The following is a 14,517-nucleotide window of genomic DNA, read 5'->3' as shown; positions in this document are numbered from 1 at the left end:
GGCCGGCGCCCTACCCCGCCCCGGAGCGCGCACATTTTCGACCGCCGAACGGCAGTGTCGCACTGGTACCGGTGTGGCGAACCTGACAAGGTGGCGTGCGACCGCACAATCTTCTTCGTTGGGGGATCCCAGATGAGCAACCAGCCTCCGTATGACCCGCAGGGCGGTCAGCCCGGCGGCCAGAACTACCCGCAGGGTCAGCCCGGCTACGGCGCCCCGCAGGGGCAGCCCGGCTACGGCGCGCCCCAGGGTCAGCCCGGTCACGGCGCCCCGCAGGGCGGCGGCTACCCCGGCGCTCCGCAGGGTGGCTACGGCAGCGCGCCGCAGATGCCCGGTGGCGGCATGGGCGCACCGGTCGACGCGGCCAAGCCGAAATCGATCGACCTGGCCCAGAAGCTGATGTACGCCGGTGCCGGCCTGAGCCTGCTCGGCCTCCTCCTCAGCTTCCTGATGACGGGTTCGGTCAAGGACCAGATCCGGGAGACGAACCCCGGCTTCACCGAGGACCAGATCAACACGGCGGCGACCGGCGGGATGATCTTCGCGGTCATCCTCGGCCTGCTCGGCGTCGCGCTGTGGCTGTGGATGGCCAAGACCAACGGCGACGGCAAGTCGTGGGCCCGCATCGTGGCGACCGTGCTCGGCGCGCTGAACATCGTCTCCTTCCTGGCCTCGTTCTCGCAGACCGTGCCGACCCTGTCGCGGGTCGTGTCCGCCATCAACGTGCTGCTGGCGATCGCGATCCTGGTCCTGCTCTGGAAGCCGGAGTCGACGCAGTACTACAACGCCAAGTCCGCTCGTCCGGTCTGAGCCGGCGACGACGTACGGCCGACGAGAGGCCCCGGATCCCCAGCGGATCCGGGGCCTCTCCCGTGCACGCCGCCGAACGGCGCGGGGCGTCCGCGTGCCGCCGAGGCAGACCCGTCGGCCTGACGTAGCCTCGGGAAGCGTGATCGGCCCGCGTCTGCTTCGTCTGCTCCTGCCTCTCCCGGTGGCCGCCGTGCTCACCTCGTGCGCGGTGTCGGTCGACGAGTCGCAGGTGCCGAGCGACGCGCCGTCGCTGCCGACCACCCTCGAGGTGCCCGGCCCGACCAACCTTCAGACCGACGCCGCCGAGGGGGCCGTCGCCGCCAAGGACAAGTCGTTCGGGGTGGCCGCTCCCGAGGGGTGGGCCGACGACACCGGGAAGCAGCCGAGCACCGTGCTGTTCCTGCGCTCCCCCGACCAGGCGGGCAAGATCTATCCCTCGTTCAGCGTCGTGCGCACCTCGCTCAAGGAGCCGCCGCCGCTCGGCGAGCTGGTCGAGCAGGGCATGATCGCCCAGCGGCAGAAGGGCGCCACCGTCACGCGCCTCGCCGACCGGACCATCGGGGGCGTGCCGGCCGCGGGATACCGGATGACCCGCACGACCGAGGAGATCCCGGTCACCCAGACGCAGTACTACCTGGTGCAGAACGGCAGCGTCTTCATCACCACGATGACCTCGGCGTCGAGCAACGCCGGCCCGACCGGCGGGGTGCAGAACGGCATCCTCAACTCCTGGTCGTGGGGAGCGCCGCCCGCCCCGAGCAGCACGCCGGGCAGCACGAGCCCGACGTCGTCCGACGCAACGTCGTCCGACGCAGCGTCCTCGGACAGCGACAAGGACGGGGAGGACGGCGACAGCACGAGCTCCTCGACCTCCAGCGACTCCCCCGCCCCGAGCGCCACCCCGAGCACCTCGACGGACTGAGCCGAGCCGGTCGTACGTCCGCGGCGGGTCTCGTACGCCGCGCGGGTCTCGATACGCCGCGCTCGTCCCTCGCGCGGCTACTCGACCAGCTTGAGTCGCGCGGCTACTCGCGCGGGTCGGCGGCGGCGCGGCGCAGCAGCCGGCGCTGCACCCGGTCGGCGCGCAGCCGGCGGATCGGCAGCGACCCCAGCGAGACGCCGGCGGCGATGGCCATCCCGGTCGCGGCAGCGGTGACCAGCGTGGTCGTACCCGCGTCGGCCGCACCACCGGGGTCGACCAGGTCGAGGATGCCGCGGAAGACCGCGAGACCCGGCAGCAGCGGGACGATGCCCGCGGTGCTCAGCGCCAGCGCCGGCACCCGGAACGGGCTGGCGATGGTCTGCGCGAGCGCCCCCACCGCGCAGGCCGCGACCGCGGTCGAGGTGATCGGCGACATGTCGAACAGCTGCATGCCGAGCCGGAACAGCACCCAGCCGAACGCGCCGATCGCCGTGGAGAAGGCGATGCCGCGCATGCCGGTGTAGGACGCGACGGCGTACGCCGCGGCCACCACTCCGGCCGCGACCGTCTCGACGAGGAGGTTGCCGGCGAACCCGATGTTGGGGTTGACGTGCAGCGGCACCCCGAGCCGCTGGCCGATCGCCAGGGTGGCGAGCACCCCGACGGCGATGCCGGAGGACAGGATCAGCACCTCGAAGGCGCGCCCGCCGGCGGTGACGTAGTAGCCGTCGATGGTGTCCTGCGCCGAGCTGACCACGGACAGGCCGGCCAGCAGCACGACCACCCCCGTGGCCACGATGATCGAGGGGGTGAGCGAGACGGGGATGTCGTAGTCGGACCGCGCGGCGACCGCCCACAGCAGCAGCGCGACGACGGTGGGCACGGCCGCGCCGACCGCCTGGGAGAAGAACGCCGGGAGCCCGTGCAGCGACAGGCTCCGCTGCAGCCGGTCGACGAGCGCCGCGGTGCCGGCCGCCAGCAGGATCAGCACGATCCCGCCGCCGAGGAGCGCCGCCACGGCGCCACCCAGCAGCGCCATCGACAGGGTGACCACCGAGCGGCGGTAGGGGTGGTGGGCGGCGACGATCTCGTCGAGCCGCTCCCGCGCGTCGGGCAGGTCGAGGCCCTCCTCGACGATGTCGCGCACCAGCGCCTGCAGCCCCTCCAGCCTGGTGTAGTCGGCGGCCATCGTGGGCACCACGCGCATCACGGTCACCGGGTCGCGGTAGGGCCCGCGGTGGTAGGAGACGGTCAGCGAGGTGTAGGTGACGTCGACGTTGACCGAGCGCACGGTGTACGCCCTCGTCAGGCGCAGGATCGTGCTGGTGACGTCGGACGCCGACGAACCGGTGGCGAGCAGGGTCTCGCCGAGGCGCAGCACCAGGTCGATGACCTCACGGGCGCGCTGGTCCTCGGGGCCGTGCTCGTCGCCGCGCACCCCGATCGCCAGGGTGGGCGGCTTGGTGGCGCGGAGCACGCGACCGGCGCGGTCGCGCAGCTCGCCGGGGGTCGGCGTACGACGAGCGTGGGGAACAGAAGCGGGCACCGGTCAACTGTGCACGGCAGACCGGGTCTTGTTCAACATCGAAATGTCGTCCGTGCAACGATGAACCCGTGAGCGAGAAGCAGCGCCAGGCCGAGCACCGCAGCAAGCCGCACACCGCGCAGTTCCGCGACTTCGTCGCGCAGGGCTGGGCCGACCGCGACCAGACGCCGCCCGAGCGCATCGCTGCCGCCGACGCGACCGCCCGGCGCCGCGCCGAGGTGTCGGCCGCCTTCCCCGGTGAGCGGCTGGTGATCCCCGCCGGCGGGCTCAAGGTGCGCAGCAACGACACCGACTACGTCTTCCGCCCGCACACCGCCTTCGCCTACCTCACCGGGCTCGGCGGCGACCGCGAGCCCGACGCGGTGCTGGTGCTCGAGCCGCTCACCGGCGACGACGGCGAGCCCGCCGGGCACGAGGCGGTCCTGTTCTTCCGCCCGCTCGCGGGCCGCGACACCGAGGAGTTCTTCGGCGACAGCCGCTACGGCGAGTTCTGGGTCGGCGCGCGCCCGACCCTGGCAGACGTCGAGGCCGAGCTGGGTCTCACCGCCCGGCACGTGGACGAGCTGCCCGACGCGGTGGCCAAGGACGCCGGCAGCATCGACCTGCGCGTGGTCGCCGACGCCGACGTCGACGTGCGCGCCCTGGTCGAGCGGGCGCGCAGCGCGCAGGGGCAGACCGACGAGCGCACCGAGAAGCAGCGCGAGCTCGACGCCGAGTTCGCCCGTCAGCTGTCGACCATGCGGATGGTCAAGGACGAGCACGAGATCGGCGAGATGCGCCGCGCGGTCGAGGCCACCGCGCACGGCTTCGAGGCGGTCGTCGCCGACCTGCCCGAGGCCGTCCGCCGCGGCCGCGGCGAGCGCTGGGTCGAGGGCGTCTTCGGGCTGTACGCCCGCCACGAGGGCAACGGCGTGGGTTACGACTCCATCGCGGCCTCGGGCGACCACGCCAACACCCTGCACTGGATCAAGAACACCGGCGACGTCAAGGAGGGCGACCTGCTGCTGCTCGACGCGGGCGTCGAGGTCGACTCGCTCTACACCGCCGACATCACCCGCACCCTCCCGGTCAGCGGGCGCTTCTCGCCGGCGCAGCGCAAGGTCTACGACGCGGTCTTCGCCGCGCAGGAGGCCGGGATCGCCGCAGTGCGGCCGGGCAACAAGTTCTCCGACGTGCACGCCGCCGCGATCCGGGTCATCGCCGAGCACCTGTACGACTGGGGCCTGCTGCCCGACGGCATCGACGTCGAGCAGACCCTCGACAGCGAGACCGGGCAGTACCACCGCCGCTGGATGGTGCACGGCACCAGCCACCACCTGGGGCTGGACGTGCACGACTGCGCGCTCGCCCGGGCCGAGGACTACAAGGACGCCGAGCTGCTGCCGGGGATGATCCTCACCGTCGAGCCGGGGCTGTACTTCAAGGCCGACGACCTGCTGGTGCCGCAGGAGCTGCGCGGCATCGGGGTGCGCATCGAGGACGACGTGCTGGTCACCGAGGACGGCTGCGACAACCTGTCGGGCTTCATGCCGCGCTCGTCCGACGACGTCGAGGCGTGGATCGCCGGGATCTGGTCGGGCGACCGGTCCTGACCGCTCGGTCCTGGGCCGGCCGGTCGTGATCGGCCGGCCCTGACCCGGTTCAGCCGGTCAGCGACGGGCCGCCGTCGATCTGCGCGAGCAGCTCGCGCGCCCGCTCGGCGAACTTGTGCTCGACGAGCACCTCGTACTTGGTCGCCACGACCTGGGTGACCGAGGTGAAGTCGCGGCGGCCGCGGGTGACGGCATAGCCGGCGGCGGCCCAGGCGACACCGAAGAGCAGACCGAACAGCATCGTCGACGCGAGGATCGACAGCACGCTCTCGCTCGTGCCGAACAGCGAGAAGATCAGGCCGACGAACGCACCCAGCCAGACACCGCTGAGGGCGCCGCCGAGCAGGATGCGCCCCCAGGTGAGGCGCCCGGTGACCCGCTCGACCTGCTTGAGCTCGGTGCCCACGATCATGCAGTTCTCGACCGGGAAGTCCTTGTCGGACAGGTGGTCGACGGCTCGCTGGGCTCCGGCGTAGTCGTCGAAGACCCCGAGCGACATGGGGTACTGGAGGGTCAGCAGCTGCTGGCCGGCGCGCGGCGTCATGCCTGGTGTGCTCATCCCGAGAGTGTGGCCCACCGCGGGTGCGGCGGGCCACTCCCCCCGGTGAACATCGGGCTCAGTAGACGACCACCGTGCGGCCGATGCCGAGGTCGCCGCGGCCCAGGATGAGGTCCTGCGCCCGGGTCGACAGCCGGCAGCAGCCGTGCGAGGCGGGGTAGGGCGGGATGCTCGTCGAGCCGTGCAGCGCGATGCCGCCGTTGAAGAAGACCGGGCGGTACAGCGCGCCGAGGGCGTTGTTGTACCAGCCCGGCACGTAGCGGTAGCACTTGAACGTGCCGCTCGGCGTCTGGCCGTTGTACCACTTGCCCCAGGCGTAGAACGGCTTGTTGGAGCCGGTGCTGGTGTTGAAGCAGAACTGCACCCGGCCGCCGCTCACGACGTAGCACAGCTGGCGGCTCTTCTCGATCTCGATGTGGGAGTAGGACGTGCTGCGCGCGACCGGGCGTCGCCGCAGGTTGACCTTGCCCCAGGTGATGGGCCCGCACACGCCGTCGCGGCTGAGCCGGTGGTACTTCTGGATGGCGTACACGGCCTGCTGGGTCAGGCTCCCGAACGAGCCGTCGACGGAGCCGAGCCAGAAGCCCGCCCCGGAGAGCTTGCTCTGCAGGTCGCGCACGGCCGTCCCGGTCGAGCCCACCCGCAGCACCGGGTAGGTCGCGGCGGGCAGGATGCTGGGCGCCGGCGCGGCCGCGGCGCTCCCCGCTGTCGCGGCGCTCGCCCCTCCGGCGTTCGCCAGCCCGATGACCCCCAGGGCCCCTGCGGCGGCCGCCCCCTGCAGCGCGATGCGCCGGTCGATCACAGTGTTGCTGTTCATTTGTCCGTTCCTTCACGTGTCTCGCCGCTGGGACGGCGCGATGAGCCCCCCTGACCCATCTACGGACAAGACGTACGCCAGTCCCGCCCGGTTGCACCAGTTCCCGAGAGAGGTCTCTCGGGGAAGCACGAAGAAGCCCCCTGCCGAGAAGGCAGAGGGCTTGTCTCGTGGTGGTCAGCTCACCGGCTGAGCCACAGCACGCGCCGGGCGCGGTCGCGCATCCGCTCGGTGCGGTAGACGTCCGCGGCGCGGACGATGGCCTGTCCGCCGCGGGTGTACATGGTCGTGTTCACGGTCCCCCTCCTTCGCCTGACCTCGTCGGTGACCTTGCACTACGTACAATAGTTTCGACGTCGAAAAGTTTCCAATCGAACGACGTGATCTCCATCACCCCTCGGCGCACTGCCTAGAGTTGGTCGCGTGACGACGCCCCCGAGCCCGAAGTCCCCCGCCGACGAGACGCCCCCGCCGGTCGGCCGACTCGTCCACGAGGCGCTCAGCAAGAGCAGCGTGCTGTGGGTCGGCGCGACCCCGGCCGAGGCCGTCGCCGCGTGGTTCGCCTACCACGACGAGCAGGTCCTGCTCGTGACCGGACCGGGCGAGCAGCCGCTGCCGTTCCTCGGCGACGAAGCGTCGATCGTGCTGCGCGGCAAGGATTCTCGCGCTCGACTCGCCGTGCTGCCGTGCGCCGTGCGCGTGCTGCCCGTCGACGATCCGGCGTGGCCCGAGGCGGCCGCGGCGCTGGCCGCCGAGCGGCTCAACGCCGACGTGCTGCCCGCCGAGCTGCCCCGGCGGTGGGCCGACACCGGGGTGACCGTGCTGGCCCTGGCACCCGACCTGGAGCGTGCCGACGTGACCGTCGCCGACACCACGGGCGGGCACGCCCCACCCCGAGGGCGCTCGCTAACCTGAGCCCGATGAGCACCCGGGTCTTCGTCTCCAGGCTGGCGGGTCTGCCGGTCTTCGACCCCGTCGGTGACCAGGTGGGCCGCGTCCGCGACGTCGTCGTCACCTTCAGCAGCCCGCAGCGCGTGCGCGCCATCGGGCTGGTCATCGAGGTGCACGGCCGCCGGCGGGTGTTCGTGCCGATGACCCGCGTCACCGCGATCGACGCGGGCGCGGTGATCACCACCGGCCTGGTCAACATGCGCCGCTTCGAGGCGCGCACCGGCGAGAAGCAGGTGGTCGCCAACCTGCTCGACCGCACCGTTCGGGTCGCCAGCCCCGAGGGCGACTACGACGCGATCGTCGAGGACGTCGCGTTCGAGCAGAACGCCCGGCGCGACTGGATGCTCGTCAAGGTGTTCGTCCGGCGCCCCAGCGCCTCCTCGTCGGCGAGCCAGGCGCTGTCCCGGCTGACCCGACGCCGCTCCGGCGCCACGGCGCTGGTGCCGGTCGACGAGGTCAGCGGGCTGCAGGAGCGCTCGAAGGCGCAGAGCGCCGAGCGGCTGCTGGAGACCTACGACGACCTGCGCGTCGCCGACCTGGCCGAGGTCATCCACGACCTGGAGCCGGAGCGTCGCGCCGAGGTCGCGGCGGCGCTCGACGACAACAAGCTCGCCGACGTGCTCGAGGAGCTGCCCGAGGACGACCAGGTCGAGATCATCGCCGGCCTCGCGACCGACCGGGCCGCCGACGTGCTCGAGGCCATGGAGCCCGACGACGCCGCCGACCTGCTCGCCGACCTGCCGCCCGAGCAGGCCGAGGCGCTGCTGCAGCGGATGGAGCCCGACGACGCGGCCGACCTGCGGCGCCTGCTGACGTACGACGAGAACACCGCCGGTGGTCTGATGACCACCGAGCCGGTGCTGCTCGGCCCCGACGCCACCATCGCCGAGGCGCTGGCGATGGTGCGCCGCGAGGAGCTCGCGCCGGCGCTGGCGTCGGCGGTGTTCGTCACCCGGCCACCGCACGAGACGCCGACCGGCCGCTACATCGGGATGGTGCACACGCAGCGGCTGCTGCGCGAGCCGCCGCACAGCGCGGTCGGCCAGGTCGTCGACAGCTCGGTGGAGCCCATCGACCCCTCGCTGCCGCTGGCCGCGGTGACCCGCACGTTCGCGACCTACAACCTGGTCGCCATGCCCGTGTGCGACGACGCTGGCCGCCTCGTCGGTGTCGTCACGGTCGACGACGTGCTCGACCACGTGCTGCCCGACGACTGGCGCGAGCGCCGTCACGAGCTGCACAGCGGCGAGCAGCCGCGCCCCACCACGATCGGAGGTCGCCGTGGCTGAGCGCGGCACGTCCGACGAGCGCGGCCGCGACCGCGAGACGCGCGAGGGGCAGCGCGCCAAGCGACTGGCCCGGCGCGAGCGTCCGCAGCAGCGGCTCGACCAGCCGCTGGAGCGGCGCGGTCGTCTGCTGCCCCGGGTGCCCTGGGACAACGAGCGCTTCGGCGTGTGGAGCGAGCGATTCGCCCGGTTCATGGGGACCGCCACGTTCCTCATGGGGATGACCATCTTCGTGGTCCTGTGGCTCGGCTGGAACACGTTCATGCCCGAGTCGGCGCAGTTCGACCCGCGCGCGCTGAACTACACCCTGCTCACCCTGCTGCTGTCGCTCCAGGCGTCCTACGCCGCCCCGCTGATCCTGCTCGCGCAGAACCGGCAGGACGACCGCGACCGGGTCGGGCTCGAGCAGGACCGGGCCCGCGACGAGCGGGCCCTCGCCGACACCGAGTTCCTCACCCGCGAGGTGGCCTCGCTGCGCCTGGCGCTGCGCGACACCGCGACCCGCGACTTCGTGCGCTCCGAGCTGCGCTCGCTGCTGGAGGAGCTGGAGGAGCGCGGGACGCTGCGTCCGCAGGAGCCGGACAAGGCCGCCGACGCCCAGCAGTCGCGCCAGGGCTGACCGCTGGTCGAGCCGCACCGGGCTCGACCTACGATGGTGATATGTCCGCCATCCCCACCCAGGACGCCGTTCAGGCCGCGCTCGCGACCGTCGACGACCCCGAGATCCGTCGCCCCATCACCGAGCTCGGCATGGTCGACGACGTGCAGATCAGCGACGCCGGGCAGGTGCGGGTCACCGTGCTGCTCACCATCGCCGGCTGCCCGCTCAAGGCGACCCTGACCGAACGGGTCACCACCGCCGTCTCGGGCGTCGAGGGCGTCACCGGCGTCGACGTACAGCTCGGGGTCATGAGCGACGACCAGCGCGCCTCCCTCAAGGAGCAGCTGCGCGGCGGCCAGGCCGAGCGCGAGGTGCCCTTCGCCAAGCCCGGGTCGCTGACCCGGGTCTACGCCGTCGCCTCCGGCAAGGGCGGCGTCGGCAAGTCGTCGGTCACGGTCAACCTCGCGGCCGCCCTGGCCCAGGAGGGCCTCAAGGTCGGCGTGGTCGACGCCGACATCTACGGCTTCTCGGTGCCCCGCATGCTCGGCGTGGAGCACCGCCCGACGCAGGTCGACGACATGATCCTGCCGCCGATCAGCCACGAGGTGAAGGTCATCTCGATCGGCATGTTCGTGCCCGGCAACCAGCCGGTCGTCTGGCGCGGCCCGATGCTGCACCGCGCGCTGCAGCAGTTCCTCGCCGACGTCTTCTGGGGCGACCTGGACGTGCTGCTGCTCGACCTGCCGCCCGGCACGGGTGACATCGCGATCTCCGTCGCCCAGCTCATCCCGGGCGCCGAGATCCTGGTCGTCACCACCCCGCAGCAGGCTGCCGCCGAGGTGGCCGAGCGGGCCGGCGCGATCGCGCTGCAGACCAAGCAGCGGATCGTCGGCGTCGTGGAGAACATGTCGTGGCTGGAGCTGCCCGACGGCTCCCGTCAGGAGCTGTTCGGCAGCGGCGGCGGCCGCACCGTCGCCGAGTCGCTCACCCGCAGCGTCGGCGCGCAGGTGCCGCTGCTCGGCCAGGTGCCGCTCGACACCCGCCTGCGCGAGGGCGGCGACAACGGCACCCCGGTCGTGCTCAGCGACCCCGACAGCGCCGCCGGCACGGCCCTGCGCGGCATCGCCCGCTCGCTGAGCTCCCGCTCCCGCGGCCTCGCCGGCCGCTCCCTCGGCCTCACGCCCGCCGGGCGCTGAGCCCCTGGGCAGCGGCCTCGCCCCCGGGGTGCCGCGTCAGCGGCTTTACTCTGGGGCAGGTAGTGCGCCAGGAGACCCGTCGGCCGGCGCACGAGCCGCCCCAGAGTAAAGGCGCGCTGGCGGGGACCGCGGAACAGCGAGTCGGCAACGACCGGTTCGCCGCGCGGGCCCCAGGGCGCTCCGGGAGGCCAACGGCTCCCTAGGTCGCGTCGATGTCCCAGGGGGTGGCGCGGTCGGGGTCGAACCGGGTCAGGTAGTCCGGCTGCGCGGGGGTCTCGGGCACGTGGTCGGGGGTGCGGTCCGGCATCGTCTGCGCCGCGGCGGGGTCTTCGGGCCGGGGCTCGTCGAACAGCGCCTGGCGCACGATGGCGCGGGGGTCGTACTGCCGCGGGTCGTACTGCCGCCAGTTGATGTCCTCGAACTCCGGACCCATCTGGTCCTTCAGCTGCGAGCGTGCTCCGTCGGCCATCTCGCGGGCCTTGGTGATGCCCTCGCGCAGCTTCTGGACGTACTCGGGCAGCTTGTCGGGCCCGATGACCAGCATGGCGAGGACGAGCACGATCAGGAACTCGGTCGTGTTGATCCCGAACAGCTCCACCTGCTCAGCCCCTCCTCGCGCGTCTGGTCGTGGTCACTGGGTGCCTGCTCAGCTCGCGCCCGCGGTGAGCACCATCTCGACCGTGCGTTCGCTGCCCCCGGACCGTACCAACAGCCGCACCCGGTCCCCGACGGCCTTGGACCGGATCGTGACGATGAGCATGTCGGCGCTGGTGACCTTGCGCCCGTCGATGCTCAGCACGACGTCCCCGTCCTTGAGCCCGGCCTTGTCGGCGGGCCCGCCGGGGGTGACGGCCGGGGTCGAGCCGGAGCCGGTGATCCGCGCCCCCTCGCCGGTGTAGCTCTGGTCAAGCAGCGCCCCGATCGCGGGGTGCTCGGCCTTGCCCGACTTGATGAGCTGGTCGGCGGTGCGCTTGGCGGTGTCTGCGGGGATGGCGAAGCCGAGGCCGATGTTGCCGCCGCTGCCCGAGCTGGAGCCGGGCACCCGCGCGATGGCGGTGTTGATCCCGACGACCTGACCGCGCTCGTCGACCAGCGGGCCGCCGGAGTTGCCGGGGTTGATCGCGGCGTCGGTCTGCACCGCGTTGATGTACGAGCGCTGGTCCTGGCTCTGCCCGGCCACGACCGGCCGGTTCAGCGCGGACACGATGCCGGTGGTGACGGTGCTGTCGAGGCCCAGCGGCGCGCCGACCGCGATCACCGGGTTGCCGACCTTGACCCGGTCGGAGCTGCCGAACAGCAGCGTCGGCAGGCCGGTCTTGTCGACCTTGACGACGGCCAGGTCGTAGGACGCGTCGCGCCCGACCAGGGTCGCGGGCACCTGCTCCCCGTCGGCGAAGACCACGGTGATCTTGCCGTTCTCGCCGGCCGCCGTCGCGACGTGGTTGTTGGTGAGGATGTAGCCGTCCTGACGGATCACGAAGCCCGAGCCGGTGCCGGAGCGTTCGCTGCCGCCGACGCCGCCGGAGCTCGCGCTCTCCCCCACCCGCAGCGTCACGACGCCGGGCAGCACCGACTGCGCCACCTGGGACACGTCGGGGTCGGTGACCTGGCCGGACTGCGCGGCGCTCTCCTGCTGCCGGTCGCTCAGCGCGGCGCCCGCGAGGCCGCCCGCGCCGCCGGCGAGCAGCGCGAGGGCGACGGCTCCCGCGACCAGGCCGCCCCGGCCCCGACGCGGCGGTGCAGCGGGTGGCGCGGCCGCCGAGACGGGGGTCGCGGCGGTGGCCGGGACTCCCGAGGAGGCCGGTGCCGCAGCTGCGCCGGTGGCACCGGGCGGGACCGGGCCAGGCGCGCCGGACGTACGCCCGTCGCCGGGTCCGCCGGGTCCGCCCGGTCGGCGAGCGCCGGGCAGCGGCGCGGCTCCCTGGCTGGGCCGGGTGGACCAGCGGGGCGCCTGGGGTGCGGACCCGTCCGGCTGCTGGGCGGGCGCCGGGGCGCGGCCGATGGCACCGGTGCTGTCGAGGTCGATCGGCTGCGTGGTCGGCGGCGGCGTGCTTGACGGGGGCGGGGTGGGGTCGGCCGACCCGGCGGGGGTGTCCGGCGCAGTGCCGTCAGGGCGCCGGCCGGAGGCAGGCGTGCTGCCGGATCGGTCGTCGGTCATGACTGGGATTGTGCCGCAGGGGGCGGGGCGTCACGGAACCCGGATGACGGCACCGGTCTGCAGGCGCACGGTGGCGCCACCGGTGGCCGCCCGGGCGTCCTCCTCGGCGCGGTTCGCGGCGACCGGTCCGACGCCGCTGCCGGTCGTGGGCAGCCCGCGCAGCTGGACCGAGGTGATCGGGGTCGCGGGGGCCCGGCCCGGCTGGGCGGTGCGCGCCGGGACGGTGGCCACGACGGCTGCGGCTCCGGCGCAGCCGACCACGGCGACCAGCGCCGCGGCCAGGGAGTGGCGGGCCGACTGGTACTGCGCGGGCGCCCCGGTGGAGACGATGCTCGGGCAGGGCCGGCCGGTGGGGCGCGCCGGCGGCGGGGGCGGGGCCGGCAGCTCCTGGGCCAGGCCGAGCAGGCCGCTCACGAGGTCCTGGTGCCGCCCCGGGGCGGGGAACGCCTGCAGGCTCGCGATGAGCCGGCGCTCCTGGTCGACGGCGGCCCGGCACATGCCGCACACGAGCAGGTGCTGGTCGGCGCGGTGCGCCTGGTCGCCCGGCAGGGCGTCGGTGACGTAGTCGTGCACGAGGTCGCCCAGATGGCGACCCTCGGAAGGGTCGCGTCGCAGCATCCGGGGCGCCGAGGTCATCAGGTGCCGGCCACCACCGGGGACAGCGGCGCGGTCGGGGTCTCGACCCGCGCGGCGGCGCGCACGGCCGGGTCGCGGTGGGCCAGCGCGTCGCGCAACTGGGCGCGGCCGCGGTGGATGCGCGAGCGCACGGTGCCGAGCTTGATGCCGAGGGTCGCGGCGATCTCGTCGTAGGACAGCCCCTCGATGTCGCAGAGCACGACGGCCGCGCGGAAGTCGGGCGGCAGGGCGTCGAGCGCGCGCTGCACGTCGTCGTCGAACTGCGCGTCGGTGAGCTGCTGCTCGGGGCCGACCTCGCGGCTGGGCAGCCGGGCGGCGGCGTCGTCGGCGAGCGCGTCGAAGCGGATGCGCTGCTTGCGACGCATCTTGTCGAGGAAGACGTTGGTGGTGATCCGGTGCAGCCAGCCCTCGAACGTGCCGGGCCGGTAGGAGTGCAGCGAGCGGAACACCCGCACGAACACGTCGTGGGTGAGGTCCTCGGCGTCGTGCACGTTGCCGGTCAGCCGGTAGGCCAGGCGGTAGACGCGGGCGGAGTGCTCGGTGACGATCTCTTCCCAGCTGGGCGGCTCCCAGCCGGGGGGCGCCTCGTCGGGCACCTCGGTGCGCGGACGGCCGCGCAGGATCGTCGAGTCGGTGCTCATGGTCGGTTCACCTTTCTGCGGCGATGCCCCGGCACCGCCGATGCCCCCATTCTCGGGCGTGAACCTGGACGTCTGCTGTGCACCGGCTGGCCACGCAGCATGCGGGGTCCGACCGCGCGCGGCTGCGGCCGGCCGGCGGCGCGCCACTACAGTCGGGACCATGAGCACCATGCGACCCACAACGTGGGCCTACGCCGAGGAGTTCCCCACCGAGCCCGAGGCCATCGAGGCGGCCCGGCGGCGGGGCGACGAGCTCGGCGCGACCCCGGTGGCCCCCGCGGTGGGTGCGGCGCTCAGCGTGCTGGCCGCGGCGACGGCCGCGCGCGCGGTTGTCGAGATCGGCAGCGGCGCCGGCTCCTCGGGTCTGTGGCTGCTGCGCGGGATGCCCCGCGACGGGGTGCTCACCACCATCGACATCGAGCCGGAGCACCAGCGCGCGGCCAAGCAGGCGTACGCCGCCGCCGGCTATCCCCCGCAGCGCACCCGCACCATCGTCGGCAGCGCGCTCGCCGTGCTGCCGCGCCTGGCCGACCGGGCGTACGACCTCGTGCTGGTCGACGGGCACAAGCCGGAGTACCCCGCCTACGTCGAGCAGGCGCTGCGGCTGCTGCGCCCCGGCGGCACGCTCGTGCTGGACAACATGCTGTGGCACGACCGGGTCGGCGACCCGGCGGTGCGCGACGAGACCACCGTGGTGCTGCGCGACCTCGGCAAGCAGCTGCGTGACGACGAGCGCCTGGTCACGACGCTGCTGCCGGTCGGCGACGGGTTGTTGACCGCCGTCCTGCGCGGCTGAGGCAGGACG

General features: G+C 73.3%; 15 protein-coding genes. 8 read left to right on the top strand and 7 right to left on the bottom strand.

The window, feature by feature from the left end; genetic code table 11:
- Window positions 1-132 precede the first annotated feature (132 nt).
- On the top strand, window positions 133-810 hold the full coding sequence (locus tag FB554_RS02465) for a DUF2076 domain-containing protein (RefSeq protein ID WP_142004485.1): 678 nt from the start codon (window positions 133-135) through the stop codon (window positions 808-810).
- 139 nt (window positions 811-949) lie between these two features.
- Entirely contained in the window at window positions 950-1,732 is a 783-nt protein-coding gene (locus tag FB554_RS02460) for a DcrB/PsbP domain-containing protein (protein WP_142004484.1), read from the top strand.
- Window positions 1,733-1,835: 103 nt separating this feature from the next.
- Here FB554_RS02460 and FB554_RS02455 read toward each other — a convergent pair whose 3' ends face one another.
- Window positions 1,836-3,278 (bottom strand): threonine/serine exporter family protein, encoded by a 1,443-nt coding sequence (locus tag FB554_RS02455; protein ID WP_142004483.1) that lies wholly within the window; start codon window positions 3,276-3,278, stop codon window positions 1,836-1,838.
- Between the two features lie 68 nt (window positions 3,279-3,346).
- Between FB554_RS02455 and FB554_RS02450 the strand changes: the two genes are divergently transcribed.
- Window positions 3,347-4,870 carry an aminopeptidase P family protein gene (locus tag FB554_RS02450; RefSeq protein ID WP_142004482.1) on the top strand — a complete coding sequence of 508 codons (1,524 nt, stop codon included), beginning with the start codon at window positions 3,347-3,349 and terminating at the stop codon, window positions 4,868-4,870.
- Between the two features lie 49 nt (window positions 4,871-4,919).
- On the opposite strand, the gene FB554_RS02445 is transcribed toward FB554_RS02450, so the two are convergent.
- Entirely contained in the window at window positions 4,920-5,429 is a 510-nt protein-coding gene (locus FB554_RS02445; protein WP_142004481.1) for a YflT domain-containing protein, read from the bottom strand.
- 58 nt (window positions 5,430-5,487) lie between these two features.
- On the bottom strand, window positions 5,488-6,246 hold the full coding sequence (locus FB554_RS02440; RefSeq protein WP_142004480.1) for a L,D-transpeptidase family protein: 759 nt from the start codon (window positions 6,244-6,246) through the stop codon (window positions 5,488-5,490).
- 420 nt (window positions 6,247-6,666) lie between these two features.
- On the opposite strand from FB554_RS02440, the gene FB554_RS17015 reads away from it, so the two are divergent.
- From FB554_RS17015 to FB554_RS02425, 4 genes are read left to right on the top strand one after another with little or no spacing between them, the layout of a single operon-like run.
- Window positions 6,667-7,158, top strand: a complete 492-nt coding sequence (locus FB554_RS17015; protein ID WP_170206723.1) for a hypothetical protein — start codon at window positions 6,667-6,669, stop codon at window positions 7,156-7,158.
- A 5-nt stretch (window positions 7,159-7,163) separates the two neighbouring features.
- Window positions 7,164-8,483, top strand: coding sequence for a magnesium transporter MgtE N-terminal domain-containing protein (locus FB554_RS02435; protein WP_142004479.1), 1,320 nt, complete (start codon window positions 7,164-7,166; stop codon window positions 8,481-8,483).
- Window positions 8,476-9,099, top strand: coding sequence for a DUF1003 domain-containing protein (locus FB554_RS02430; protein ID WP_142004478.1), 624 nt, complete (start codon window positions 8,476-8,478; stop codon window positions 9,097-9,099). Before FB554_RS02435 ends, FB554_RS02430 begins: the two co-directional genes overlap by 8 nt.
- Window positions 9,100-9,140: 41 nt before the next feature.
- Window positions 9,141-10,277 carry an Mrp/NBP35 family ATP-binding protein gene (locus FB554_RS02425; RefSeq protein WP_142004477.1) on the top strand — a complete coding sequence of 379 codons (1,137 nt, stop codon included), beginning with the start codon at window positions 9,141-9,143 and terminating at the stop codon, window positions 10,275-10,277.
- Window positions 10,278-10,476: 199 nt separating this feature from the next.
- On the opposite strand, the gene FB554_RS02420 is transcribed toward FB554_RS02425, so the two are convergent.
- Genes FB554_RS02420 through sigE form a run of 4 tightly spaced genes read right to left on the bottom strand, consistent with a single transcriptional unit; the run spans window position 10,477 to window position 13,712 of the window.
- Window positions 10,477-10,875 carry a twin-arginine translocase TatA/TatE family subunit gene (locus FB554_RS02420; RefSeq protein ID WP_142004476.1) on the bottom strand — a complete coding sequence of 133 codons (399 nt, stop codon included), beginning with the start codon at window positions 10,873-10,875 and terminating at the stop codon, window positions 10,477-10,479.
- Window positions 10,876-10,923: 48 nt separating this feature from the next.
- Window positions 10,924-12,435 carry a S1C family serine protease gene (locus FB554_RS02415; protein WP_142004475.1) on the bottom strand — a complete coding sequence of 504 codons (1,512 nt, stop codon included), beginning with the start codon at window positions 12,433-12,435 and terminating at the stop codon, window positions 10,924-10,926.
- A 30-nt stretch (window positions 12,436-12,465) separates the two neighbouring features.
- Entirely contained in the window at window positions 12,466-13,071 is a 606-nt protein-coding gene (locus FB554_RS02410) for an anti-sigma factor (protein ID WP_142004474.1), read from the bottom strand.
- Window positions 13,071-13,712 (bottom strand): RNA polymerase sigma factor SigE, encoded by a 642-nt coding sequence (gene sigE / locus FB554_RS02405; protein ID WP_142004473.1) that lies wholly within the window; start codon window positions 13,710-13,712, stop codon window positions 13,071-13,073. The genes FB554_RS02410 and sigE overlap by 1 nt, the downstream gene beginning before the upstream one ends.
- Before the next feature lie 160 nt (window positions 13,713-13,872).
- On the opposite strand from sigE, the gene FB554_RS02400 reads away from it, so the two are divergent.
- Entirely contained in the window at window positions 13,873-14,508 is a 636-nt protein-coding gene (locus FB554_RS02400) for an O-methyltransferase (protein ID WP_142004472.1), read from the top strand.
- Window positions 14,509-14,517 lie beyond the last annotated feature (9 nt).

Origin of the sequence: Barrientosiimonas humi (assembly GCF_006716095.1) — a bacterium.
In the GTDB taxonomy this organism is placed as follows: Bacteria; Actinomycetota; Actinomycetes; order Actinomycetales; family Dermatophilaceae; genus Barrientosiimonas; species Barrientosiimonas humi.
This window is presented reverse-complemented; position numbering and strand designations above follow the sequence as displayed.

What these genes read in the sequence shown, in the direction of transcription:
- sigE (WP_142004473.1), bottom strand. Translation starts at nt 13,712, where the DNA reads ATGAGCACCGACTCGACGATCCTGCGCGGCCGTCCGCGCACCGAGGTG.
- FB554_RS02435 (WP_142004479.1), top strand. Translation starts at nt 7,164, where the DNA reads ATGAGCACCCGGGTCTTCGTCTCCAGGCTGGCGGGTCTGCCGGTCTTC.
- FB554_RS02410 (WP_142004474.1), bottom strand. Translation starts at nt 13,071, where the DNA reads ATGACCTCGGCGCCCCGGATGCTGCGACGCGACCCTTCCGAGGGTCGC.
- FB554_RS02465 (WP_142004485.1), top strand. Translation starts at nt 133, where the DNA reads ATGAGCAACCAGCCTCCGTATGACCCGCAGGGCGGTCAGCCCGGCGGC.
- FB554_RS02400 (WP_142004472.1), top strand. Translation starts at nt 13,873, where the DNA reads ATGAGCACCATGCGACCCACAACGTGGGCCTACGCCGAGGAGTTCCCC.
- FB554_RS02415 (WP_142004475.1), bottom strand. Translation starts at nt 12,435, where the DNA reads ATGACCGACGACCGATCCGGCAGCACGCCTGCCTCCGGCCGGCGCCCT.
- FB554_RS02445 (WP_142004481.1), bottom strand. Translation starts at nt 5,429, where the DNA reads ATGAGCACACCAGGCATGACGCCGCGCGCCGGCCAGCAGCTGCTGACC.
- FB554_RS02440 (WP_142004480.1), bottom strand. Translation starts at nt 6,246, where the DNA reads ATGAACAGCAACACTGTGATCGACCGGCGCATCGCGCTGCAGGGGGCG.
- FB554_RS02425 (WP_142004477.1), top strand. Translation starts at nt 9,141, where the DNA reads ATGTCCGCCATCCCCACCCAGGACGCCGTTCAGGCCGCGCTCGCGACC.